Here is a 25,426-nt window from a genome sequence, read left to right as displayed (position 1 = left end):
CAATGGCACAGGTGGAAAACCCGTCTCCGGCAAACTCTGACGCGGAAAATACTGTCAGCGTCGCCAGTTATCTGAAGTCAAACGTACGCGAATACGGCCTTTTGATTGCCTTGATCGCTGTTATGATCTTCTTCCAGGTTGTTACCAACGGTATTCTGATGAAACCGCTCAACCTGACCAACCTCATTCTGCAAAACAGTTATATCGTCATCATGGCGATCGGCATGCTGCTGATCATCGTGGCAGGTCATATCGATCTGTCTGTTGGCTCGGTCATGGGCTTTATCGGCGCCCTGGCGGCGGTGATGATCGTCAATTACGAGATCAATTATGTGATCACGATCGTCGTGTGCCTGATTGTTGGTATCGCGATTGGTGCGGCACAGGGCTTCTGGGTTGCTTACTACAAGATCCCGGCCTTTATCGTGACGCTGGCAGGCATGTTGAGTTTCCGCGGTCTTACCCTTGCGCTGCTCAATGGTCAGTCGATCGGCCCGTTCCCGACCGGTTTCCAGAAGCTTAGCTCGGGTTTCATTCCCGATCTGTTTGGTGTTGGTCGTCCTCACATGCTGACCATCGTTCTGGGTATCGTGCTCAGCGTCTTCCTGCTCTATGCCAGCTGGAAGGACCGCAAGGAGCGTGACAAGTTCGGTAACCTGGAAGAGCCATTTGCCTTCTTCGTACTGAAAAATATTCTGATCGTGTTCGCCATCAACTATCTGTCCTACATCATGGCTGGCTACAGGGGCTATCCGAACGTTCTGATCGTGATGGCTGTGCTGGTTGCTGCCTATGGCTTCCTGACATCCTCGACCACGGTTGGACGTCGCATCTATGCTCTGGGTGGCAACGTCAAGGCTGCCAAGCTCTCGGGTGTGAATACCGAGCGGCTGACCTTCCTGACCTTTGCCAATATGGGCCTTCTGGCCGCTTTTGCAGGGCTTGTCTTTGCAGCGCGCCTGAATACGGCAACCCCGAAAGCCGGTTATGGCTACGAGCTTGATGTTATCGCCGCTGTCTTCATCGGTGGTGCTTCGACGACGGGTGGTGTCGGCACGGTGACTGGTGCGATCATCGGCGCCTTCCTGATGGGCGTGATGAACAACGGCATGTCCATTCTCTCGATTGGCATTGACTGGCAGCAGGTCATTAAAGGCCTTGTTCTGTTGGCTGCCGTTATCTTCGACGTGTACAACAAGAAAAAAGCTGGCTAAGAAAGCCGGGCGCGGAAGGGAGTGGGGTATCTCACTCCCTTTTCTTTTTGAAACAACTGCTGGCAGGGTCTCTTCAATATCGGATTGCTGTCTTGGCCAACGCGTCGCGGGTCGGGATCTGGGTTTGTCAAACGCATGGGCAACGCAGCAGAATAATGCCAATCAACGACGATTTGACCGGAAAGCGGATAGCAAGATTATCCATAAGTATGACTTTATCGGCTCTAACTGTCAGCTAGCGATCCGTCCATATTTTGCATGAGAGTCTGCGGCAGTTTATCGCAAGATCTGACGGTCGTTGGGGTGACAACAGAATAGGTGCGGCTGTTTGAACGGATCTTTTTGCGTTTGAACCCGAATGGCCAGAGTGAGGAGGATCATCAAATGTTAGCAGAATTACGAGAACAGGTGTTTCGCGCCAATATTGAGCTGAATGATCGTGGGGTGGTTGTCTATACTTGGGGCAATGTGAGCGCGATTGATCGCGACAAGGGATTGGTGGTGATCAAACCTTCGGGTGTGCCTTATGAAGACATGTGCGCCGATGACATGGTTGTCGTGGATCTCGATAACAATGTGGTCTGGGGTGACAAGAAGCCATCGTCCGATACAAAGACCCACACCACTCTTTACAAGGCTTTTCCGCAGATTGGCGGCGTGACCCATACGCATTCGCGGCATGCGGTTGCATGGGCTCAGGCACGGCGGGATATTCCGTGTCTGGGAACGACGCAGGCCGATTACTGCTCCGGTCCTGTGCCATGCACAGCACCCTTGAGTGAGGAAGAGGTCAATCGCGATTACGAAACCACGACCGCAGAAGCGATTATCCGGCGTTTTGAAGGACTGGATCCGGTTGCGGTTCCGATGGTTCTTGTCGCTGGCCACGGGCCGTTTGCCTGGGGCAAGGATGCTGACGAATCCGTTCGAAACGCGGTCATTCTGGAAGAGGTTGCCCATATGGCAACCATCACTGCCACCATTACCAGTCCGCTGCCACCGCTTGAGCAATATGTGCTCGATTATCACTATGAGCGCAAGCATGGTGCAAACGCCTGGTACGGTCAGGGTAAATAACTTTACGTGCGGTTTCGAAAAGAGGGGTGCCGAATGGCATTTCGGAACCGTTTCTTCGTGCTAAGGGGAGGAGCATAGACCATGGTCCCGAGGCGCGTCATTTGTCAGATTGCGGCGCTTTGCGCTCGCGTCAATTACTGAAAGGGCATGGAAATGATTGGGCTAAATCCTTTGAAATTCTGGTTCGTCTGCGGCTCGCAGCACCTATATGGTCCAGAAACGCTGGAACAGGTTGCCGATGGGGCGCGCACGGTCGCAAGCGGGCTCGAAAAAGATGGTCGCCTTGTCTTGCCGATTGAATTTGCAGGTGTTGCCACCACCGGAGACGAGATCGCGGACATTTGCCGACGCGCATCTGCCGATCCTGAATGCGGTGGCTTGATCCTTTGGATGCACACCTTCTCTCCGGCCAAGATGTGGATCCGCGGCCTCAGTCAGCTGACCAAACCGGTGCTTCATCTGCATACCCAGCTGAATGGAAGCCTGCCTTGGGATTCCATCGACATGGATTATATGAATCTGCATCAGGCAGCTCATGGCGACCGCGAAGCAGGCTTCATGCATACCCGTATGCGGCTTGGTCGCAAGGTGGTTGTTGGTCACTGGAGCGATCCGGAAGTTCAGGATCGGATCGATAGCTGGATGCGTGCTGCGCGGGCGTGGAATGACTGGCAAGGCGCTGGCATCATGCGGTTTGGTGACAATATGCGCAATGTTGCTGTGACCGAAGGGGACAAAGTCGCGGCAGAGATGGCATTCGGCTTCAAGGTTGATGGCTATGGTGTTGGTGATCTGGTCGACAAGATGGCCGAGTTCTCCGATGCAGAAGTCGAAGCGTTGGCCAATGCTTATGCAGAGCAATATACGCTTGTGCCAGAGTTGCAGCCAGGGGGCGAAAAGCGCTCCTCACTGCTTGATGCCGCGCGGCAGGAACTGGCCCTTTCGGCCATGCTGAAAGCGGGGAATTACAAAGGCTTCACTCACACTTTTGAAGATCTGCACGGTCTGAATCAACTGCCGGGGCTGGCGCCTCAACGTCTGATGGAACAGGGCTATGGATTCGCTGGTGAAGGCGATTGGAAAACCCCCGCTCTTGTCCGTGCGCTCAAGGTTATGGGACATGGCAAAAGTGGTGCAACGTCCTTCATGGAAGATTATACCTACGATATTTCGGCTCCGGGCAAGGAGCTTGTGCTGGGCGCTCATATGCTGGAAGTCTGCCCGACCATTGCGGAAGGTAAACCACAGCTGGAAATTCATCCGTTGGGTATCGGCGGCAAGGCCGATCCGGTGCGTATGGTCTTCAATTCCAAAACCGGCCCGGCGCTCAATGCGAGCCTTGTTGACATGGGCAACCGTTTCCGTCTGGTGGTCAACAAGGTCAATGCTGTTGAGCATCCGGATCTGCCGAAACTTCCTGTTGCTCGTGCCGTTTGGCAATGTCTGCCAGATTTCAAAACTGCGTGTGCAGCGTGGATTTTAGCCGGTGGAGCGCACCACACAGCATACAGCCTTGATGTAACACCGGAAATGCTGGATGACTTCGCAACGATTGCTGGCATTGAATTGGCGTTGATTGACGAGAATACGAGCCTGTCACAGTTCAAGCAGGATTTGCGTATGAACGAAGTCTATTGGCATCTGGCCAAAGGCTTCACGGTCTGATTGACCTGTTCTTTGAGTAAAAAGAAAGCCCGGCCTTTTGGTCGGGCTTTTTGTTATGCGGGGCATCTATGCGCTTTGGCTCAGCTCGACGAAGGCTGGCCTCCCGGTTTGGGTAGCGGGACTTCTGCTGCAAAGACGGCCGTTGCCTTGTCCAGCGCTGTATCGACCTGTTCTCCCTCGGAACGAACGATCATGGCGAGGCTGCGCTCTCTGAAGGTTCTCGGGCTCATGTTGGTGTGTCGGCGGAAAACACGCGAGAAATAGAGGGGATCCTCATAGCCGACCATTTGCGAGAGGGCTTTGATGGGAACGTTCGAAACGCGAAGGACCTGCATGGCATACTGGATGCGTTGTCCGTCGCGCCATTGAACGATGCCGGTTCCGATATATTTACGGAACAGATGCGACAGGCGCGAGGGAGACAGACAGACATGGCTGGCGATGTCGTTGACCGTCAGAGGTTTGTCCAGATTGTTGGAAATCAGTGTGCATGCAGCAAGAACGCGCTCGTCAATCTCGATATTCGATTTTTTCTCTGACCGATTGATGCGAGCGCAGAATAGCAGGATATGTTCCAGTCGGTTGAAGGCAAGATCGGCGGAAAGGCTGTCGGAAAGACCTGCCCATTTCTCCACCTCGACAAACAGGCGAAACAGCTCGCTGAAGCGGCTTTCATCCTTGTGGCGCATGATGAAGACGCCATTGATCTGTTCGTCCCATTCAAGCCAGGGTTTCCAGAAGGCCCGTGGCTGGAAATAGATCCAGCGGTGCCACCATTTGTCTGCGGAAGCGTCCCGGCCATAGAAATGCTGGGCGTCAGGCGGGAATAGTGCAATGTCGCCCGGTTCCACGATCGTTGAGTTTCTGCCTTCGAACAGGCGGCCCTTGCCATCCACGGTCAGGTTCAGAATCCAGCCATGCATGCCATTGGGACGGTCGATATGGAAGTCCAGGGGACCATCGCGCTCAATCGGCGTGATGCCTGCGACAAGGCGGATTCCGAACTCGAAACCGGGAAATAGCGGAGCCACTTCCTTGTCGTATTTCTTGATCGAATTACGATAGGAGAGCTTGTTGAAAATCCTTTGCACCTGAGGATCTTGGGTGGGATCGAAATAAGAATGATCGTCCATGTCTCTAGCCCGATGCTGCATTGTGAAATATCAGGATCGTCCATATTGTAAACTAGATTTGGCAAAATTGAAAGCGGTGCCATGGAAGAGACCTGAGGAGAATTTTCCATGGTATGAGTGCAAGCAGTTGCTTTCAGTGTAGGGAGGAAAATCGAATGAATGCATCCAATGATAGCTGTGTCATCGGGCTTGACTTCGGGTCCGACAGTGTGCGTGCCGTCGTTGTGCGGGTGAAAGACGGGGAGGAGTTGTCCTCTGCGGTCTCGAATTATCCTCGTTGGGCCGAGGGGCAATTCTGTGATCCGGCTCGTCAACAATTCCGCCAGCATCCGGCCGACTATCTCGAATCAATGGTTGCTGCGGTGCGCGGGGCTGTTGCTGATCTTGACGGTCAGCCTGATATTATCGGTATTGGCGTTGATACAACCGGCTCGTCGCCGATGCCTGTAACCGCAGATGGCACTGCGCTTGCCCTCAAGGATGGTTTTTCGACCGATCCGGATGCGATGTGCATCTTGTGGAAAGACCATACTTCGGTCGCCGAGGCACAGGAAATCAACGATCTCTGCCATTCTGGGAAATTTCCCGATTTCACGAAATATGTCGGCGGTATCTATTCCTCCGAATGGTATTGGGCCAAAATCCTCAATGTCGGACGTCGGAACCCGACCGTGTTCCGGGCTGCTGCAAACTGGGTGGAGTTGTGCGACTGGGTGCCAGCGGTGCTGTCCGGGGTGACCGACGCATCCAAAATTGTTCGCTCGCGTTGCGCTGCCGGACACAAAGCGTTGTGGCATCCCGAATTTGATGGTCTTCCCAGTCGGGATTGGTTGCAGGCGCTCGATCCGTGCCTTGGCAACCTGACAACGCCCTTGTTCAGCGAAACCCGTACCAGCGATCAGGTTGCCGGAACGCTGACATCAGAATGGGCTGGGCGTTTTGGTATCCAGGCCGGTATTCCGATTGCAGTCGGTGCATTTGACTGCCACATGGGTGCCGTTGGTGCGGGGATCGAGCCTTATTCTCTGGTTCGCGTGATGGGAACTTCGACCTGTGATATTCTCGTTGCTCCACCTGAGGAAGTCAAAGATACGCTGGTCAGCGGTATTTGCGGGCAGGTGCCAGACAGTGTCCTGCCGGGCTATACAGGGTTTGAAGCAGGGCAGTCCTCCTTTGGGGATGTGTTTGCCTGGTTCGAACGCCTGCTTCAGTGGGGGCGTTCCGGTCGCGGCAAAGCGGGCTCCCTGTTGCCTGAGCTTGAAAGGGAAGCGGCTGAACTGCCGCCGGGAGCCTATGGCGAGCGGGCGCTCGATTGGCTTAACGGTCGCAGGACACCAGATGCGGACCAGACCGTCAAAGCGATCCTTGCCGGTCTGCATCTTGGCTCGACAGCTCCGTCCATCTATCGCGCCCTGATTGAGGCAACGGCTTATGGCTCTCGTGCCATTGTTGAACGCTTTGAAGAGCAGGGCATTCCGGTCAAGAGCATTGTTGCGATTGGCGGCATTGCACGCAAATCCGATTTCATCTCTCAGGTTTGTGCCGATGTCATGAATCGCAAGGTTGATGTGGTTCTGTCGGATCAGGCTTGTGCGAGAGGGGCTGCCATCTTTGCTGCCTCTGCTGCTGGTGCCTATGAAGACATCCATGCAGCCAAGAGCGCGATGCTGAGCCCGATTGAAAAGAGCTTTGAGCCTAATCCTGAAATGCACAAGCTCTATAATGAAATCTACGAGGATTACAAACGGATCGGCGCCTTTGCGGGCGATCTGGCCAAGGACTAATGTTCTGCTCTCAATCCCAAAGGCAATAAGTTTAAATATTGAACCTTGCCCGGACTGTCTCGACGGTTCGGGCTTTTTTGTTGGTGTTTGCGGCTGGTCTTGGTCCTGCCTTCCACAAGACAAAGGAAAGGCTAGGAATTTCGTGTAAAATGCTGCTAGAAGTAGCGCAATTTGCCTGCCTATGGAGATTCCCTTGAGCTCAACAGATTTTGTCATTCGCCGCCCCGATGACTGGCATCTGCATCTACGTGATGGCGAGATGCTCAAAGCCGTTCTTCCGCAAACCAGTGCGGATTTCGCCCGTGCCATCATCATGCCCAATCTGGTTCCTCCCGTGGTCTCATGCCGGGATGCCAGCGCCTACCGTGAGCGCATAATGGCCGCGTTGCCCGGTGATCACGATTTCGAGCCATTGATGACGCTCTATCTTACCGAGACCACTGATCCGGATGATGTCGAGCAAGGGGCGCGCTCAGGTCTTGTTAAGGCGCTCAAGCTGTATCCTGCCGGGGCGACGACCAATTCCGAAAGCGGCGTGCGTAGCATCGAGGCCATTTATCCGGTGCTTGAGAAAATGAGCGAGATTGACTTGCCCCTCTGTGTGCATGGTGAAGTGACCGATCCGGAGATAGACATATTCGACAGGGAAGCGGTTTTCATCGAACGCGTCCTCTCACCTATCAGGGAACGGTTTCCTGATTTGCGGATCGTGATGGAACATCTGACGACCGAAGACGGGGTTCAATTCGTCAAAGGGGCCGGTCATCGGACCTCCGCCACCATCACCACTCATCACCTGATTATCAACCGGAATGCCATTCTGGTCGGTGGCATCAAACCGCACTATTATTGCCTGCCGGTGGCAAAGCGTGAGAAACATCGTCTTGCCCTGCGCGAAGCGGCAACCTCGGGGGATGGCAAGTTTTTCCTCGGCACAGACTCGGCACCGCATCTGGCTTCTGCCAAGGAGTCTCCTTGTGGCTGCGCCGGGATTTTCAGTGCCAGCAACACATTGAGTTGTCTCGCCCACGTCTTTGAGCAGGATGGGGCTCTGGATCAGTTTGAAGCCTTTGTTTCTCTCAATGGGCCGTCCTTTTATGGCTTGCCTCTCAATGAAGACCGCGTTCGTTTTTTCAAGGGTGCCGATCCTGTTGAGTTCCCCGGCGAGATTGCTGTGGGAGAGGACAGCGTTGTTTTGTTTGATCCCGGATTTCCACTTTACTGGCGGCATGAAGCCGTGACCGATTGAGCTGGGTTTCCAGCTCTTTGCATCAGAAGGATAGCTTTATGATCACTTCTTCTTTTCCTGATCGTGCGTTGATGGCTGAAATGACCGCGAAAATGCTGCTCGAAGTTGGGGCCGTTCATTTTCGTACCGATGAGCCGTTCAAACTGGCATCCGGTATTGCCAGCCCGACCTATATCGATTGTCGCAAACTGATTTCCTATCCACGCATCCGCAATAGCCTGATGGAATTTTGCGCAGCAACCATCATGCGTGATATCGGCTTTGAGAGTATCGATGTGGTGGTCGGTGGTGAAACGGCCGGTATTCCCTTTGCGGCCTGGATCGCAGACAAGCTCGCTCTGCCAATGAATTATGTGCGCAAGAAGCCAAAGGGCTATGGTCGGGACGCCCAGATCGAGGGGGCTCCCATTGCGGGCAAGCGTGCCCTGTTGGTCGAGGATCTGACGACCGATGGCGGCAGCAAGATCAATTTCGTACAGGCCATGCGCAAGGCAGAAGCAGAGGTGAAGGACACAATCGTTCTTTTCTATTACGACATTTTCCCGGAAGCTTTGGAAAACATGAAGAAGATCGATCTCAATCTGCATTATCTCGCAACCTGGCGGGATGTGCTTGAGGTTTCCAAGGCCAATGGATATTTCGATACCAAGACACTGGATGGGGTCGAGAGTTTCCTCAATGATCCTCTCGCATGGTCGGGTGCCCATGGTGGGGCGACCGACATCACGCCTGTTTCCTGAAGCGCAGATGATCTGCCGGCCTTGTCGTGAGGTCGGTTTTGCTCTCGAGCATGAAGATGACTGAAGGGCTGGCCGCACTTGGCCAGCCTTTTCTGTATCAAGGCTTCCAGATGGGAGGCTGCGTCAGCAGCTCTCTCTCCAGCACAGATGAGTGCCCAGAACGACCTTTTTTGAAAAGGAGCGACCATTGAGGCGCTCGAGCAGAAGTTCGACGCCAGTCTTGCCGATTTCCTCGGCGGGGATGGCGACCGTGGTCAGGCTTGGCTCGATAAGGCTGGCCGCCGGGATGTCATTGAACCCCACGATTCGAATGTCGTCCGGAACCTTCAGGTCAAGGCTGGAGGCTGCTTGAATGGCCCCGATTGCCATGGTGTCGTTGGCGGCAATGATCACTTCGGGCGGGGAGTCTGCTTCCAGCAATTGGCGGGTCAGTTCAAAGCCGCTGATCGGTGTGAGGCGCTCGAAGCGGACATTGGCAGGGGCATCAAGGTCGCGCTGGCTGAACCATTGCATAAAACTTCTATTGCGCAAGTCAGGATAGGGGCGGCGGGGATTTTCCTCGCCGGACAGAGCACCAATGAAACCGAATTTTCTGAAGCCCTTGGCCCAGATCGCGTCCAGCAGATCAAGTGTTGCCCGCTCCAGATCGGGGTAGACGCAATCGACGTCTGGTCTGTCCGAAGGAAAATCGACGCAGACGAAGGGCAGCCCGGCGGCAACTAGTGCGTCGATGATTTTCCTGCCATGCGGACCGACAATGATGACCGCTCCGGTCGTTTGCAGCAGATCCTCGGGCATCTCCCTTATGGCGCTGAGGTGCGTATCAATCTTCATGCCCGCTTCGCTGAGGCGCTTTTCAATGCTGTGGCGTATGGTGATGAAATAGGGATCGGCGAGCTCTTCGGCCGGGTCGAGGGCATGCATGAGGGTGATCGAGACCGGGGCGACTTCCGGTGCCTGATGTCTTTTTCCGCGCATGCGGGGCGGCGCGTAATTCAGCTCTTGCGCCGTTTCTATGATCTGGCGGCGTTTGGTTTCCGAGACGGACAGGCTGGCGTCATAATTGAGCACGCGTGAGACCGTTGTCGGAGAGACACCCACTCGTTTTGCAATGTCCTTGATTGTCGCCATCTCTTTTCCCTTCAAGTCACTCCGGGCCTGACTCTCCCGACTTGTGAGGAGTGCATTCGTGGCCTCAATTCTGCCGGGCAGGCGCGGATTGACAAGTGAGAGTATAGATTAAGATAATTATGTAGTAAATATTTACTTTGAACAAATTTTCAGTTAGGATCCCTAATTGCCGGAATGGTTTTGATGCGAGGTGCAGGATGCGCCATCTGATCGTCATGGCGGCGTTTTGCGAGGGAACATTTGGAATGACAAAACGAAAAATCTTGGTATGTGGCGGAGCCGGATATATTGGTTCGCACATGGTTCAGCTTCTTCTTGAAGAGGGTCATGATGTTGTTGTTTTTGATAATTTGTCCTCGGGACATGAAGAGGCGATCAAGGGGGCGGTGCTGGAGCGTGGCGACCTGTTGCGCCCCGAAGATCTTGAGGCTGTTTTTGCACGGCACAAAATTGATGCAGTCATTCATTTTGCGGCCTTGATTGCTGTGGGAGAATCAGTCGAACGACCCGATCTTTACTATCGAAACAATGTCACGGGTACGCTCAATCTGCTTGATGCCATGCGCAAGGCCGGGGTCGAGCGACTTGTCTTTTCGTCCACGGCAGCGGTTTTTGGCAATCCGCAATCGGAACTCATTGATGAAACCCATCCATTGGGACCGATCAATCCCTATGGCTGGTCAAAGCGAATGGTCGAACAGATCCTCGCCGACTATGCCACGGCTTTCGGTCTTCGTTCCGTCGCCTTGCGCTATTTCAATGCGGCAGGGGCACATCCTGACGGGCTGATCGGTGAAGCGCATTATCCGGAAACCCACCTTGTGCCGCTTGTTCTTTTCACTGCCATGGGTATTCGTGAAAAGCTTTCGGTTTTCGGCAGTGACTATGAAACGCGGGATGGAACCTGCATTCGCGATTATATTCATGTGCTCGATCTGGCCTCGGCTCACTTGTTGGCGCTTGACTATATGGACAGCCATGAAGGGTTTCACAGCTTCAATCTCGGCAATGGCAACGGCTTCACCAATCTCGAAGTGATCGAGACCGCCAAGAGACTGACCAACAACGACATTCCATATGAGATGACGGCGAGGCGGGCGGGCGATTCCGCCGTGCTTGTTGCCGACAGTTCTCGAGCCAAGTCCGAGCTTGGCTGGAAGCCAAAGTTTGACGACCTCGAAACCATCATTGAAACCGCATGGCGTTGGCATCACGATCCGAAATATGGTCCCTTCGCCGGGTCAAAAAAATAAGGAATTGGCAAATGGAAGACCTTTCCGTTTCTACCGATGCACCTCACAGACGTTACAATCCGCTCAAGGGCGAGTGGGTTCTGGTCTCGCCGCATCGGAACAAACGTCCATGGCAGGGGCAGCAAGAAAAGGTGGTTCTGGAGGAAAAGCCCCGGCACGATCCCAATTGCTATCTTTGCGCACGCAATAAGCGGAACTCCGGTGCGGTCAATCCTGACTATAAAGGCACCTATGTGTTCGACAATGACTTTCCCGCTTTGCTGGAAGATACGCCTGTAGGTGGGACCGTTGGCGATCCCCTGTTCAGGGCTGAGAATGTGCGCGGCACGGCTCGGGTTATCTGCTTTTCGGAACGTCACGATCTGACTTTGCCGGAATTGCCGCTTGATGCGATTCGCAAGGTTGTCGACACCTGGGCCGATCAGGTCGTCGATCTGGGGGCTCGTTATGACTGGGTTGCCGTGTTTGAGAACAAGGGATCCGTCATGGGCTGCTCGCAGCCCCATCCGCATGGACAGATCTGGGCCTCGAACTTTTTGCCGAATGAAGTGACGACCGAAGACGAACATCAGGCGCGCTACCTCAATGAACATGGCGAGGTTCTGCTGGTCCGTTATGCGGCGGAAGAGTCGAAGAAGCAGGATCGCGTTGTCGTTGAAAATGATGAGTGGATCGCTGTTGTGCCCTGGTGGGCAACCTGGCCGTTCGAGACCTTGCTGTTGCCAAAACGCCATGTTTTGCGCCTGCCTGATCTTTCCGATAGGGAACGAAACGGTCTGTCAGATGCGCTCAAGCGGCTGCTGACCAAATATGACAATTTGTTCGAAACCGAATTTCCCTACACAATGGGCTGGCATGGTGCACCAACGCGAGCCGGCAGCTTTGATCACTGGCAGCTTCATGCTCATTTCTATCCGCCATTGCTCAGGTCCGCCACTGTGCGCAAATTCATGGTTGGCTACGAAATGCTGTCGGAAGCACAGCGCGATCTGACTGCGGAGTCGGCAGCGGAACGGTTGCGTTCCTTGCCGGATATTCATTTCAAGTCGGCGATTTAGGGAGAGAAGTCGATGAGTGAAGTGGTTGAAACAAAGGCTGTTGCTGATGCCTTTCTCAAACAGTTCGGTATTGAGCCTGAGGTGACGGCCTATTCTCCGGGACGCGTCAATCTGCTCGGTGAGCATACAGACTATAATGGTGGCTATGTGCTGCCGATGGCCTTGAGGGATCTGGGTGTTTCCATTGCTCTTGCAAAGGGTGATGAGCCGGGTGTTATCAAGGCCTATTCGGATACGTTTGACGAGGTCGAGACTCGCTCGATAGAGGACGTGCGGCAGGGGCGCTGGACGGATTATCTGCTCGGCTGTCTCAAGGCTGTCGTGTATGAGGAAGTGGAAGAGTTTGGTCTGCGGGTTGCCTTGGCGACGACCTTGCCCATGGGGGCGGGGCTCTCCAGCTCGGCGGCACTGGAGGTCGTTTCGCTCAAGGGCGCGCTCGAGCTTTTCGGGCGCAAGCTCAATCCGGTTGATGTGGCAATTCTCGCCCAGTCCATCGAAAATAACTTCATCGGTATGCCTTGCGGGATCATGGATCAGTTTGCATCCTCGGTTGGCGATCCGGGTGTTGCGATGTTCCTCAATACGAGAAGCCTCGATTATGAACTGGTTGCAACACCAGAGGATTATGCCTTTGTCATTATCGCTTCGGGTGTGAGCCATCAGCATACGGAAAATGGCTATGCAACACGTGTGGCTGAATGTCTGGCTGCTTGCGAAGCGTTGGGTGTTGAAAAAATTTCCGATCTGGGTGTTGCCGATCTTGACCGGGTCAACCAGATTGCCGAACCCTTGAACCGACGGGCGCGGCATGTGATCATGGATAATCAGCGTGTCGTGGAGGGCGTTGATGCCTTGCGCAAGAATGACATGGTCCGATTTGGTCAGTTGATGCATGATAGCCATGGTTCGCAACGCGATGATTATGAGATAACGGTCGAGAAAACGGATGCCATGGTCGAAGCCTGCCTGTCACGTGGGGCTCTTGGTGCAAGGCAAACCGGCGGAGGCTGGGGCGGCTCGGTTGTGGCTCTGGTGGAGAAGTCGGCTCTTGAGGCTTTCAACAAGAGCATATTAGGCGATTTTGACGGTATCGAGATTTTAGCTGTCACCTGAAGGGGACAGGAGAATCCATTTGCCAAGATGCCCGGCAGGTCTGTCGGGCATTTTTGTATCTGGTGACATTTGGCGACAGGCTTTTTGTCCATTTGTGTATATGCACATTGTGCGCCTATTGCTGAATTGCGTCATAAGGCATTTGCTGCAAGACTATACCGCATGAAACAAAGCGCTCCTGACCTGATTTTTATTCCGAACCGCTCGTCAGACTGTTTGCTGGGGGAGGCTTTCGGCACGTTGCGGCCGATTTTTTCCGCCAGGACATCTTTCGAGACGGTTTGTCTGCTCGATTTGGCTGACCGAGCTTTGCTGCGCTCGCGAGGGCTGCTGTTGGCTCATGAGCATCAGTATGAACTATTGTTGCCGGGAGGCGTGCGCCACGTTCAGGCAGGGCAGATCTCGGGCGGATCTGTCCATGAGATGCCACAAGGCCCCACAAGGACTGCGCTGGAAGAACTCTCGGCTTCTCAAATGCTGTTGCACCTTACTCGCTTTCGTCAAGCCTCAAGGCATGTGGCGCTTCTTGACGAAGCTGGCCAGATTGCACTCGGTCTGCGGCTGATCGATGTGGAAGGAAACGATGGTGGGCGGGGTTTTATTGTCTCGATATGTGAAGGCGACATTACCGATGACCGGTGTGTAGCCTTCTTCAATATGCTGGCGGAGTTGGGGTCTACTCATTGTGGCATGGGCGCATTCTATCGAACCACAAAAGCTTCATCCGAGTTCGCTGCAAACCCCGAAATCAAATTGACGGACGAGAACAGCGCATATGAGGTGGCACTCGAACTCATGCGGCGGAATCTTGCTCTGGCTCGCGGTCACGAGCGGGGTGTGATCGAGGATATAGACACCGAGTCTTTACATGATTATCGCATAGCCTTGCGTAAGATCCGGTCTGTTTTGAGTCTCTTCAAGGGTGTTTTGGGCGAGGACGACGTCCAGATGCTCAAGAAGCGGTTTTCTGCCTTGATGGCGCGAACGGGAGGACTGAGAGATCTTGATGTCTTTCTTCTGGAAAGGCACATGGTGCGCGATCTGGTTCCCGAGGCTTTCCGCGACGGGCTTGACGAGATGTTTGAGCGCGTTGGCAATCGGCGCGAAGCGGAAGCCGTTCGTCTGTCCGACTATCTTTGTAGTGTCGGCTATCTCGATGAGATCAAAGATCTTGATCGCTTGCTAAGCGGCCAGCCTTTGTTGGCCAAGGGGAAGAATGCCGATCTGCCTGCACGGTCTTTCATCTGTTCTCAAATCTGGAAACGCTATAAAGCCCTCTGCAAGCTTGGTTTTGAGACTGGATTGAACGAGGCGGACGAGAAGCTGCATGCCCTTCGAATTCAATGCAAAAAGCTTCGGTATCTCATGGTTTTCGTCGCGTCAGGTTTTCCGAAATCCGACTATCATCATCTTGTGAAGCCGGTTAAGCGCCTTCTTGATGCTTTGGGTCGGTTTAATGATTGTGCGGTGCAGATCTCCTATCTGGAGCAATTCATCAAGACGCTCGAAGCCGAAGATGGCTCTGGAAGGCGCAAGGAAATGCAAGCTTCCATCATCGTTCTGATTGATGCCTTGCAAATGCGCAAAGAGAGAAGACGCGCGAAAATTGCCAAAAGGTTTCGGCAATTCAAGCATGGCGAAGCTCAAAAAGAATACCGCAAAGCCTTTCGTTTCAAGTCTTCATTTGACGCCAACAAAGACTGAGAATCCGGCACGGCGATCGCGATTTTGCCCACGATGCGGCTAGCTGGTTCCATAGACGATAGTTGTGCGACAATTATCCAATAAAAAACTGAGGTAAAAAATGTCGGTGGTACCTGCCTTTAGGCGAATTGCCGGCAATTGCACCATTTTACCCAGTTGACCGAATTGTGGTTCGCTTGTACCGTAATGTGGATTTTTTGGCCGAGTTGGTGTGATGAAGGTTTTTTGAAACAACGAACGGTCGAATCGGATGCCCTAGCCGGTTGCCATTGGCATGAGAACCAAAGGGCGAAAATGCTGAAGCGGAGGAAATAGGAGTTGCCGATGAAGACAGCAACGAAAATAGCAGATGCTGCTGCTCTGATCCCCGAGGGAGCAGTTCTGCTCATTGGTGGATTTATGGCGGTCGGAACGCCGGAGCGCATGATCGATGCATTGGTCGAACGTGGGGTTGGCGGATTTACTGTCGTGGCGAATGACACGGCCTTGCCTGGTTGCGGTATCGGCAAGCTGATCACTGCGGGTTTGGTGAAACGGGTCATTGCGAGTCACATCGGCCTCAACCCGGAAACCCAGAAAAAGATGATTGAAGGCGAGATCGATGTCGAACTCGTGCCTCAGGGAACGCTTGTCGAGCGGATCCGCGCAGGTGGCGTGGGCCTTGGCGGCGTGCTGACTGCAACAGGTATCGGTACTCCGGTCGAAGAAGGCAAGCAGATCGTTGAAGTGCAGGGCAAGAAATATCTGCTTGAAGAGCCCATCAGAGGCGACTTTGCATTGGTGAAAGCCAAACAGGCTGATTATCTGGGCAACCTTGACTATTCGCTGACAGCTCACAACTTCAACCCCGTCATGGCTATGGCTGCGGAAACCGTTATCGCAGAGGCTGAAGTGATTGTTCCTGTCGGGGCAATCCCACCGGATGCGGTTAAAACACCTGGTATTTTGGTTGATCACATTCTGGAACGGGAGCTTTGATATGAACGCTAAGGAAATCATTGCCCGCCGTGTGGCTTTGGAAATCAAAGACGGCATGCTGGTGAATCTTGGTATTGGCCTTCCCAGTATGGTCGCAAACTTTCTTCCGGCTGATGTCAGTGTCATGTTTCAGGCCGAAAATGGCGTTGTCGGAATGGGTGGTAGCCCGATGCCAGGATTTGAAAACAAGGACATGACCGATGCTGGTGGTGGACTAGTCACCGCTATACCGGGGGCCGCCTCAATCGACTCGGCTGTCTCCTTCGGTCTTATCCGTGGTGGCCATCTTGACATGACCGTGCTTGGCGGTTTGCAGGTTGATGAACGCGGATATCTCGCCAACTGGATGGTGCCCGGCAAAATGGTGCCCGGCATGGGTGGCGCAATGGATCTTGTTGCCGGTGCCAAGCAGGTGATCGTTTCCATGGTTCACACCGCCAAAGGAAATCCGAAGATCATGCCTGAATGCACGTTGCCATTGACCGCAGCCCGTCGCGTTTCGCTGATCGTGACCGAAATGGCTGTTATTGAGCCGACGGACGAAGGACTGGTGCTTCGCGAGTTGGGGCCAGATACAACTGTTGAGCAAGTAGTAGAGGCAACAGCTGCCAAGTTGATCATTCCTGATGATGTCAAACAGATGGCTCTTTAAGGCAATTCCACTTTAAAAGCTTGCAAGATAGTCAAAAATAGTTTGCAGACAAACTTCCAAACCCTGGTCCCGAACTTTCAGGATCGGGGTTTTTCTTGGGGTGCGTGTTATCAATCGATTGCTCGAAGGGAGGTTTTTGCAGGCAATTTGGTTGTTCGACAGGATTGAGTTCGCCTCATGGGACAGCAAGTGGGCACAATTCGCTCATTGTATCATATTGTGATACAATGAATGCGGTTTGGTTTTGTAAGTAAAAACCTGTAAAGTCGCTGTTCTAGTTAGGTTATGTGCAATGCAAAAGAAAATCTAGTGAACTTTTCTCCTATGATGTAGTATTTGTGTATCGCAATCCGGGACAATTGCTTGAGTTTTTGTGAGCGTACTTGTACCGTAATATGGAACAGGAGGGGAGGTTCCGTCCTTACAAATCTCGACTATGGGCGCATCGGCGTGGCCGGTGAACGCTAGAGGTTTGCCTGACGGGAGACTGTCCTTGAAATTCTCTCACTGGTCCAGACGGATGGTGAGAAATTGGGTCGCCTTCGCTCCTGCGAAGGCTTTTAAAAACTACTCGTGGAGGAAGGTTATGCATCTTAAACGTTTCGCAGATGCTCCGGCCTATGAAGCGCCAAACCATTTTGGTTGTTACGGTTTGCGTCTTCAGGGCTTTGAGGAGAATGGTCCCAAAAATCAATGGATTGGCTTTAGTCAGTTTTTCCCCGGTGGTGGCGCTGGGCCGGATTCTACTCCATTCGAAAAAGTCTACATCATGATTGAAGGGGAAATGACCCTGATTATCGATGGCCAGGAAACTGTTCTGAAAGCTCTTGATTCCTGCGTTATTCAGCCCGGCGAGGTTCGCGTGCTCGAAAACCGTACCAACATGACCGCAAAGATGATGGTCGTTATTCCTTATCCTCCGGAGGCTTGAAATTATGAATGTATTGGCTAATCCACTTTCCATGTTCGATGTGAAAGGCAATGTGGCCTTGATTACCGGTGCTTCGGGCGCTTTCGGTATGGTTGCTGCTCGTATTCTTGCCGGCGCTGGCTGCAAGCTGGTTCTTGTTGCTGGGAACCAGACCGCTTTGGATGAAATTTCCAAAGAATGCACTGAAATGGGCGCTGATGTCACTTCGATCAACTCTCGTCCGACAACGGAAGAGGTCTGTAACGATCTGGTTGCGAAGGCTGTCGATGCCTATGGTCGCCTTGATATCCTTGTTGTCGCTTCCGGCATGAACAAGGTTGCTCCAATCACCGAGATGGAACCATCCACCTTTGAGGCTGTGATGGACGCTAACGTCAATCAGAGCTGGCTGCTTTCTCGCGCTGCTGCCGCTCAGATGAAAAAGCAGGGTGACGGCGGCAAAATCGTGCTGATGTCTTCTGCTCGTGGCCTTCTTGGTCATCCTGCCGGTTACACCGCATATTGCGCTTCCAAATCTGCCGTTGACGGTATCGTCAAGGCGCTTGGTTGCGAATTGGGCAAAGACGGTATCACTGTCAATGCGATTGCTCCGACCGTGTTCCGTTCTCCGCTGACCGCATGGATGTTCGAAGACAACGAAAATGCAAACGCCGTTCGTGCAGGCTTCCTGTCTCGCGTGCCAATTGGTCGCCTTGGCGAACCGGAAGACCTTGCCGGTCCTTTGCTGTTCCTGGCTTCCAAGGCTTGTGATTTCTATACCGGGCATATCCTTTATGCCGACGGCGGATACACGGCGGGCTAATCAATGGCAAATACTATTCGCAAGATAGCCGTCATTGGCGCCGGCCTGATGGGGCATGGAATTGCCCTGACGATGGCTCGTGCCGGATATGATGTCGTTATCACCGATCCGGTGGCTGAAGCGCTTGCTTCAGTCATCGATCGGATTCGTCAGAGCTTACAGGCAATGGGTGTGGAGGCGGCTGAGATCGATGCTGCTGCCGCGCGCGTTTCTGTTGCTGCGGAAATGGCTGACGCGGTGTCCGATGCAGATGTTGTGTTTGAAGCAGCCCCTGAAAAGCTGCCACTCAAGCAGAAGATTTTTGCTGAGGTCGAAGCACATGCGCCAGAGCATTGCATTCTGGCGTCCAACACATCGGTTATTCCGATTACAGACATCATGCAGAATCTGAAACTGAAGGGTCGTGCGCTGGGGACACATTGGTGGAATCCGGCTCACATGATCCCGTTGGTGGAAGTGATCAAAACCGAATGGACCGAGGATGAGGCCGCGCAGGCCATGATGGCCCTGCTCAAGGATGCCAGGAAAACGCCTGTGTTGGTCGTCAAGGACGTTCCGGGCTTTATCGGCAACCGTATGCAGCATGCCCTTTGGCGTGAGGCTGTCAGTCTGGTCGAGAAGGGTATTTGCGATGCCGAGGGCGTCGATACCGTGATCAAGTCCTGTTTTGGCCGTCGCTTGTCGGTTTTGGGTCCGCTGGAGAATGCCGATCTGGTCGGTACCGATCTGACGCTTGATATTCACAAAACAATTCTTGCGGACCTCGAGGATCGCAAGGGACCATCGCCCTATCTTGAAAAGCTCGTTGCTGAGGGGAAACTCGGCATGAAGACGGGAGAGGGCTTCCGCAAATGGACTCCGGAAGAAGCGGACAAGGTGCGTAACCGTGTTGCGAGCCATCTACGCAAGCTTGAGGGAATTCTGGAGGATTAAGGTTCCGGGCAGGGACCTTGGCAGGTGTTGGACATCGGCCGGAAAAATTTGGAGCGTGGTGCCAGGCATTTCGCTCCAAGACAAAATCTAGGCTGGCCGGGTCTGTTTCTCGTCCTGCTCATAATAGATGATCTCAGGGAACAGGAGGATTTAAAGTGAACTGGGGAATTCTCATTGGCGTTTTGGCCTACGAGGTGCTGTTGATCGTAGGCTTGGGGCTATATTTCGCGCGTAAGCAAGAACATCAAAAGAAAGAGGGAGGCTTTTTGCTTTCCAACCGCGACCTTCCGGTTGCCGTCGTTGCTGTTACGCTTGCTTTGACCGTGCTCGGTACACCACATATTTTCGGCGTGTTCGAAATGACGTGGTTCCTGGGTGCTAATGCTATCTGGTTTGGTATCGCACATGCTGTGCTGCTTGTGGTGGCCATTACCTCGACGGCCTTGTGGGCTCGTCGTGCGCATGTCACATCCATGCCGGAATTCATTTCCTTGATCTTTGGTGAAACGCCTCGGCTGATGGTCGGCTGCGTTATGGCCGGTCTGATCTTCGGTATTCTGACTCTGGAATCTCAGGGTATTGGTATCGTCTTTGCGACTGTTACCGGTGTGAGCATTCAACAGGGTGCAGTGATCGGCGGGATTCTTGGTATCCTCTATGTGATCCTTGCCGGCATGAAAGAAATCGGCTGGGTCAACCTGATCAACTGTGCGATCATGTATGTTGGTCTGATCCTGACCATGGTCTTCATGACCGGTGCATTGCCTGAAGGCGGCTGGGAAGGGGTTTCCAAATTCTACATCGATCAGGACAAAGCAGAAATGCTGTCGATTTTCGCAAGTCCTGAACTCCTGATCTCTTTCGCTCTGGCAACCATTCTGTCAACGACATTCTGTCAGTCTATCAGCCAGCAGCTGATCCAGCCTGCAATGTCTGCAAAGAGTGAAAGCACCATCCGTAAAACGCTTTGGCTGGCTGTGCCTCTGAACGGCCTGTTCTGCGTGTTCATCGCCTCGATCGGTCTGGCTGCAAAAGCTAACCCGGCCTTCAACGAACTGGGTCCGAAACTGGCCGCTCCGACCATGCTGCTTCAGACCCTGCCACCTTGGCTCGTAGCCTGGCTGATGGCTTCTCTTCTTGCTGCCGTTCTGTCCAGCTTTGCCATGGCTGTCATGGCCCCTGCAACCATCTTCACGATCGACATTTACAAAAACTTCTTCAATCCGGACGCCGGTGAAAAAGAAGAACGTGTCGTCACCCGTACAATGATCATTATTCTGGGTGTTGCTGCTTTCATGGTTGCGGCTTATCTGCCTCCAATCGTGCAAGCCATGAACTGGCTGTTCGCCTGGATGACTCCGGTCTTCTGGATGATCATTATCGGTCTGTTCTGGAAACGCTCTTCTGCCGCAGCGACCATTACCCTGGCTGTTACCTGGATCGTGAACTCCCTTTGGAGCTTTACCGAACTGCCAGCAATGGTTGGAATGCAGGGACAGCCTAACGTCTATCCTTGCCTCATCGTCGGCCTTGGCCTTGGCATTGTCCTGACGGCCATTCTGCCGGGTAAACCGGGACTGTTCAAAGACCGCGACGCTTTGTCTGTGCCTGACGCACTTGCAGCAGAATAGGGAGTGAATACCATGTTATTCTGGAATTTGTTCATTCAAACGCTGGCTATCATTGTCGTAGTCATGCTGGTCGGTGCCGGGCTATCTGCGTATTCTCGTTCACGCGGAAATGCATCCAAAACAGGAGGAGAAAGTCATGGGTCTTGAAGCTAACTGGATGATGATGGTCATGGGCCTGATGGTTGTTTATGCCGCCGTCATCGTCGTCGGGATTTTTGTCAGAGCAGGTCGCAAAAAAAGCTAGGCCCGGACATGGTCCCAAAAGAGATACGGTTTCCATTCGAAACCAGCTCTTCCCCGGCTTTGCAGTCCCCCTCCTCAGACTATCTTAAGTGACTGCAAAGTCATCTACCCCCTCCGGGTCGTACCGTTCCCGGAGGGGGATCCTTGAATCCGCTGATCGACCGGATTTGCCAATTCCTTTGAATGAAGGCCGATCAGCCAGACTAAATGAACTGTTTCCATTCATCCTGACGGATCGCAATGGAAATCGAGATTGAAAGGGAGCCGAAAATGGCACGTCAAAAGAAAACTGTGATTACCTGCGCAATCACCGGCGGCATTCATACGCCAACCATGTCCGATGCTTTGCCATATACGCCAGATGATCTGGCTGCCCAAGCAATTGCTGCGTCTGAAGCCGGTGCAGCTATTCTGCACTGCCATGCGCGCAAAGCGGAAAATGGTTATATCTCTATTGACCCAGCCGACTTCGCTACCTATCTGCCACGCATCAAGCAATCAACCGATGCCGTGATCAACATCTCCACCGGCGGCAGTGTTCTCAATACCATCGACGAACGTATTGCTCCGGCTCTGGCTCATTCTCCGGAAATGTGCTCGATGAATATGGGGTCCATGAACTTTTCCTTCCATGGCCTTGCAAAGCGCTATGACAGTTTCAAGTTCGACTGGGAAAAAGAATATATCGAGAATTCCGAAGGCTATATCTTCCGCAATACCTTTGCCGATATCAGAAATGCCGCAACTCAGCTGGCTCCGCACAACATCAAGTTCGAACATGAATGCTATGATGTCGGCCACCTCTACAACCTGAAATTCTGCATGGATATCGGTCTGTTCAAGGCTCCGATCTTCATTCAGTTCATCTTTGGTATTCTGGGTGGTATCGGTCCTGATGTTGACAACCTGATCTTCATGAAACGCACCGCTGACCGTTTGTTCGGCGATGACTATCGCTGGTCAGTATTGGGTGCCGGGAATGCTCAGATGTCTCTTGGTACCACTGCGACCCAGATGGGCGGCAACGTGCGCGTTGGTCTGGAAGACAGCCTCTTCATTTCGCGCGGCAAACTGGCTGAAAGCAATGCTCAGCAGGTTGCCAAAATTCGCCGGATCATCGAGGATCTGGGCTGCGAAGTCGCAACACCTGATGAAGCTCGTGAAATGCTTGATCTCAAGGGCGGCGACAAGGTCAATTTCTAGATCATATCCTGATTTGGATTATGCGTGGTGAGCGTATTGGTTTGGGGCTGACTGGTTAGCAGTCAGCCCCTCGGGCAAAGCGTCTAAGCGCATATTGAAAAAGACATGAGAAAAGCCTCCTGCCAGATCTGGCAGGAGGCTTTTCAATTTGCAAATCTGCTCGCGCTCTTAGCAGCCCTTCTTGCCAATACGGGCATGATGCAAGGAAGCGATTGCGCAAGATGCGAGACGAGCCAAATCCCCATCCGAGCGGGAGTTCAGGACAATCGGAACCCGGGCACCAAGAACGAGACCTGCCGGTTCTGCGTGGGAAATGTAAGCAAGCTCTTTAGCCAGCATGTTCCCGGCATCAAGGTTCGGAACAACCAGGATTTCGGCTTTGCCTGCCACCTCTGAGGTGATGCCCTTGGTATGAGCTGCTGCAAGATCGACCGCGTTGTCCATTGCGAGAGGCCCGTCGACAATCCCGCCCTTGATTTGGCCGCGTTCGGCCATTTTGGAGAGCAGAGCTGCATCCATGGATGATGGAATGTCCGGATTGACGGTCTCGACGGCGGAAAGGATACCGGCTTTGGGCACTTCGATGCCGATGGAGATGGCGACTTCGATAGCGTTCTGGACGATGTCGGCCTTGGTTTTCAGATCCGGCTGGATGTTGATCGCGGCGTCGGTTACCAGAAGCGGATGGTTGAGGCCAGGAACATCAAGCACGAATACATGAGTGAAACGGCGTCCGGCACGCAGGCCACGTTCCTTGCGCAGTGCGGCGCGCAGCAGATCGTCCGTGTGCAGGTGGCCTTTCATCAAGGCACCAGCCTTGCCATCGGCGATGCAGTCGACAGCCTTGCTTGCTGCACGTGCATGATCCATCTCTTCGACAATTTCGATGCCGTCAAGGGACATGCCGATCTTCTCTGCCGCTGCTCTGATTTTCTCCGTGCAACCAAACAGGATCGGAGTGATGATCCCCTTTTTGTAAGCCAGCAGGGCACCGCCCAGGGATTTCTCTTCTTCAGGCGCAACCACTGCGGTGGTGACTGGAGCCAGTTTCTGAGCCTGTTCGATGATGGTTTCGAAATGTGGATGATGGTCGAGGATCAGCTCTGGAGCGGGCAGGGCATCAAAGCGAAGTTTTTTGGTTGGTGCAAGAACTTCCGCTTCACCGGACATCATCAGCGCATCGTCGGATTTTCTGACGACTTTGGTGTCTAGGCGAACCACATTGTCCGGCAATTTTGCAATAACCTTGGCCTCCACAAACAGCTCGTCGCCTGCGCGGCACATGTCATGGAACTTCAGATGCTGGCTGCGATAGATTGTGCCTGCGCCGGGCAGATGGTTGCCAAGTACTGCGGAGACCAATGATCCGACCCAAAGGCCCGGAGCAAAAGTTTCTGGCAGGCCTTCCTGTTCCTGGGCATAGGCTGCAAGGTGGTAGGGATTGAGGTTTCCTGACACATTGGCAAAGACAAGGAAATCTTCTTCTCTTGCCGTTCTTGTCAGGCTGGCGGTGTCGCCTACTTGGACTTCGTCGTAGGTCTTATTTTCAAATATGAATTGATCTGACATCTTTGATGCTCCGAAAGGGGTGCATGGTGGGACTCATTTGTAGATCCAGCTTTGTTGGTCATAACAGTCTGGATACATATGAAAATGGCGGATCTCGAACCTTCTCTTCGAGACCCGCCTGTATAGAGAACGCGACTAGGTTTATACCAGTCTTGCCAAATTTTCCAAGAGATTACGGACGTTCAACGCACAGGGCAACACCCATGCCACCACCGATGCAAAGCGTTGCAATGCCTTTTTTGGCGTCACGGCGTTTCATTTCGAACAGCAGAGTGTTCAGAATGCGACAACCGGACGCACCAATTGGATGGCCGATTGCGATGGCGCCGCCATTCACGTTGATGATGTCCGGGTTCCAGCCCATTTCCTTGTTCACCGCACAAGCCTGAGCTGCGAACGCTTCGTTGGCTTCGATCAGGTCGAGATCGTCAACGGTCCAGCCTGCTTTGTCCAGCGCAATGCGGGACGCATAAACAGGGCCCACGCCCATGATTTTGGGGTCCAGGCCCGCTGTGGCATAGGAGACGATGCGTGCAAGAGGTTCAATGCCACGTTTTTCGGCTTCTTCAGCTGTCATGCAAAGGGTAACAGCAGCACCATCATTGATACCGGAGGCGTTGCCTGCGGTGACCGTGCCGTCTTTGGTGAATGCCGGGCGCAGTTTCTGAAGATTTTCAATGGTTGTGCCTGGACGAATGAATTCGTCCTTGTCGACAACAATGTCGCCCTTGCGATGTTTGATGGTGAAAGGCACGATTTCATCATCGAACTTACCGGCTTTCTGAGCTGCTTCGGCCTTGTTCTGCGAAGCGGTTGCCAATTCATCCTGCATTTCGCGGGTAATGCCCCACTGGTTGGCAACATTTTCAGCGGTCTGGCCCATGTGATAGCCATTGAATGCTTCCCAAAGACCATCCTTGATCATGGTGTCGATCATTTTCAGATCGCCCATCTTCTGGCCTTGGCGAATATAGGCTGCATGGGGAGCCTGGGACATGGATTCCTGACCGCCGGCCACGACGATTTTGGCATCGCCGAGCATGACATGCTGTGCAGCCAAAGCAACAGCGCGCAAGCCTGATCCACATACCTGGTTTACGCCCCAAGCGGCGCTTTCAATGGGGAATCCTGCGTTGATATGTGCCTGACGGGCCGGATTCTGTCCTTGTGCGGCATTCAGGACCTGTCCCAAGATGGTCTCTGAAACTTCTGCGGGGTCTACGCCAGCGCGTTCCACAACTGCCTTGAGTACGGCAGCGCCCAGATCATGGGCTGGAACATTGGCAAAAGAACCTAAAAAACTGCCCACAGCGGTACGCGCTGCGGACGCAATAACTACGTTGGTCATGATGGTTTGCTCCTC

21 protein-coding genes are annotated in these 25,426 nt (G+C 53.3%); 17 read left to right on the top strand and 4 right to left on the bottom strand.

All coding sequences use genetic code 11. The features are described from left to right. The first annotated feature begins 2 nt into the window (after positions 1 to 2). From mmsB to araA, 3 genes are all read left to right on the top strand, one after another. Positions 3 to 1,214, top strand: coding sequence for a multiple monosaccharide ABC transporter permease (gene mmsB / locus ACHZB8_RS11305; protein WP_316860402.1), 1,212 nt, complete (start codon positions 3 to 5; stop codon positions 1,212 to 1,214). A 384-nt stretch (positions 1,215 to 1,598) separates the two neighbouring features. Further along, the gene (gene araD / locus ACHZB8_RS11300; RefSeq protein ID WP_316860401.1) at positions 1,599 to 2,291 is read left to right on the top strand and encodes an L-ribulose-5-phosphate 4-epimerase AraD; all 693 of its coding nucleotides are present in this window, start codon (positions 1,599 to 1,601) and stop codon (positions 2,289 to 2,291) included. 153 nt (positions 2,292 to 2,444) lie between these two features. Then, entirely contained in the window at positions 2,445 to 3,956 is a 1,512-nt protein-coding gene (araA, locus tag ACHZB8_RS11295; RefSeq protein WP_316860399.1) for an L-arabinose isomerase, read from the top strand. A gap of 80 nt (positions 3,957 to 4,036) precedes the next feature. On the opposite strand, the gene araC is transcribed toward araA, so the two are convergent. Further along, positions 4,037 to 5,089 (bottom strand): arabinose operon transcriptional regulator AraC, encoded by a 1,053-nt coding sequence (gene araC, locus ACHZB8_RS11290; RefSeq protein WP_316860397.1) that lies wholly within the window; start codon positions 5,087 to 5,089, stop codon positions 4,037 to 4,039. Between the two features lie 155 nt (positions 5,090 to 5,244). Between araC and ACHZB8_RS11285 the strand changes: the two genes are divergently transcribed. From ACHZB8_RS11285 to ACHZB8_RS11275, 3 genes are all read left to right on the top strand, one after another. After that, the gene (locus tag ACHZB8_RS11285) at positions 5,245 to 6,873 is read left to right on the top strand and encodes a ribulokinase (protein WP_316860394.1); all 1,629 of its coding nucleotides are present in this window, start codon (positions 5,245 to 5,247) and stop codon (positions 6,871 to 6,873) included. 259 nt (positions 6,874 to 7,132) lie between these two features. Continuing rightward, the gene (gene pyrC, locus ACHZB8_RS11280; protein ID WP_394706186.1) at positions 7,133 to 8,122 is read left to right on the top strand and encodes a dihydroorotase; all 990 of its coding nucleotides are present in this window, start codon (positions 7,133 to 7,135) and stop codon (positions 8,120 to 8,122) included. Between the two features lie 38 nt (positions 8,123 to 8,160). Then, positions 8,161 to 8,862, top strand: a complete 702-nt coding sequence (locus ACHZB8_RS11275; protein ID WP_316860390.1) for an orotate phosphoribosyltransferase — start codon at positions 8,161 to 8,163, stop codon at positions 8,860 to 8,862. Positions 8,863 to 8,985: 123 nt separating this feature from the next. Here ACHZB8_RS11275 and ACHZB8_RS11270 read toward each other — a convergent pair whose 3' ends face one another. Continuing rightward, complete coding sequence (locus ACHZB8_RS11270; RefSeq protein ID WP_316860388.1) at positions 8,986 to 9,993, bottom strand: LacI family DNA-binding transcriptional regulator; 1,008 nt, start codon at positions 9,991 to 9,993, stop codon at positions 8,986 to 8,988. 245 nt (positions 9,994 to 10,238) lie between these two features. Between ACHZB8_RS11270 and galE the strand changes: the two genes are divergently transcribed. The 11 genes from galE (at position 10,239) to ACHZB8_RS11215 (ending at position 22,494) form a co-directional block, all read left to right on the top strand. Then, a complete protein-coding gene (gene galE, locus ACHZB8_RS11265) occupies positions 10,239 to 11,246 on the top strand; it encodes a UDP-glucose 4-epimerase GalE (protein WP_316860386.1) in 1,008 nt (335 codons plus the stop codon). 11 nt (positions 11,247 to 11,257) lie between these two features. Continuing rightward, a complete protein-coding gene (locus tag ACHZB8_RS11260; protein ID WP_316860384.1) occupies positions 11,258 to 12,304 on the top strand; it encodes a UDP-glucose--hexose-1-phosphate uridylyltransferase in 1,047 nt (348 codons plus the stop codon). A 12-nt stretch (positions 12,305 to 12,316) separates the two neighbouring features. Further along, positions 12,317 to 13,417 carry a galactokinase gene (gene galK, locus ACHZB8_RS11255; RefSeq protein ID WP_316860383.1) on the top strand — a complete coding sequence of 367 codons (1,101 nt, stop codon included), beginning with the start codon at positions 12,317 to 12,319 and terminating at the stop codon, positions 13,415 to 13,417. 162 nt (positions 13,418 to 13,579) lie between these two features. Beyond that, positions 13,580 to 15,121, top strand: a complete 1,542-nt coding sequence (locus ACHZB8_RS11250) for a CHAD domain-containing protein (protein ID WP_316860382.1) — start codon at positions 13,580 to 13,582, stop codon at positions 15,119 to 15,121. 324 nt (positions 15,122 to 15,445) lie between these two features. After that, positions 15,446 to 16,099, top strand: coding sequence for a 3-oxoacid CoA-transferase subunit A (locus ACHZB8_RS11245; protein WP_316860380.1), 654 nt, complete (start codon positions 15,446 to 15,448; stop codon positions 16,097 to 16,099). A gap of 1 nt (position 16,100) precedes the next feature. Then, positions 16,101 to 16,751 carry a 3-oxoacid CoA-transferase subunit B gene (locus tag ACHZB8_RS11240; RefSeq protein ID WP_316860378.1) on the top strand — a complete coding sequence of 217 codons (651 nt, stop codon included), beginning with the start codon at positions 16,101 to 16,103 and terminating at the stop codon, positions 16,749 to 16,751. A 586-nt stretch (positions 16,752 to 17,337) separates the two neighbouring features. Continuing rightward, entirely contained in the window at positions 17,338 to 17,682 is a 345-nt protein-coding gene (locus tag ACHZB8_RS11235) for a cupin domain-containing protein (protein ID WP_316860376.1), read from the top strand. A 4-nt stretch (positions 17,683 to 17,686) separates the two neighbouring features. Then, on the top strand, positions 17,687 to 18,484 hold the full coding sequence (locus ACHZB8_RS11230) for an SDR family oxidoreductase (RefSeq protein ID WP_316860374.1): 798 nt from the start codon (positions 17,687 to 17,689) through the stop codon (positions 18,482 to 18,484). Between the two features lie 3 nt (positions 18,485 to 18,487). After that, a complete protein-coding gene (locus tag ACHZB8_RS11225; protein WP_316860373.1) occupies positions 18,488 to 19,417 on the top strand; it encodes a 3-hydroxyacyl-CoA dehydrogenase NAD-binding domain-containing protein in 930 nt (309 codons plus the stop codon). A gap of 155 nt (positions 19,418 to 19,572) precedes the next feature. Then, complete coding sequence (locus ACHZB8_RS11220) at positions 19,573 to 21,048, top strand: sodium:solute symporter family protein (RefSeq protein ID WP_316860371.1); 1,476 nt, start codon at positions 19,573 to 19,575, stop codon at positions 21,046 to 21,048. Positions 21,049 to 21,561: 513 nt separating this feature from the next. After that, positions 21,562 to 22,494 (top strand): 3-keto-5-aminohexanoate cleavage protein, encoded by a 933-nt coding sequence (locus ACHZB8_RS11215; protein WP_316860369.1) that lies wholly within the window; start codon positions 21,562 to 21,564, stop codon positions 22,492 to 22,494. A gap of 168 nt (positions 22,495 to 22,662) precedes the next feature. Here the strand turns inward: ACHZB8_RS11215 and ACHZB8_RS11210 are convergent, their stop codons facing one another. Beyond that, positions 22,663 to 24,063: a bifunctional enoyl-CoA hydratase/phosphate acetyltransferase gene (locus ACHZB8_RS11210; RefSeq protein WP_316860367.1), complete on the bottom strand. Its 1,401-nt coding sequence runs from the start codon at positions 24,061 to 24,063 to the stop codon at positions 22,663 to 22,665. Positions 24,064 to 24,235: 172 nt separating this feature from the next. Beyond that, positions 24,236 to 25,411: an acetyl-CoA C-acetyltransferase gene (locus ACHZB8_RS11205; RefSeq protein WP_316860365.1), complete on the bottom strand. Its 1,176-nt coding sequence runs from the start codon at positions 25,409 to 25,411 to the stop codon at positions 24,236 to 24,238. Positions 25,412 to 25,426 lie beyond the last annotated feature (15 nt).

Source organism: uncultured Cohaesibacter sp. (assembly GCF_963556055.3).
Classification (GTDB): domain Bacteria; phylum Pseudomonadota; class Alphaproteobacteria; order Rhizobiales; family Cohaesibacteraceae; genus Cohaesibacter.
This window is presented reverse-complemented; position numbering and strand designations above follow the sequence as displayed.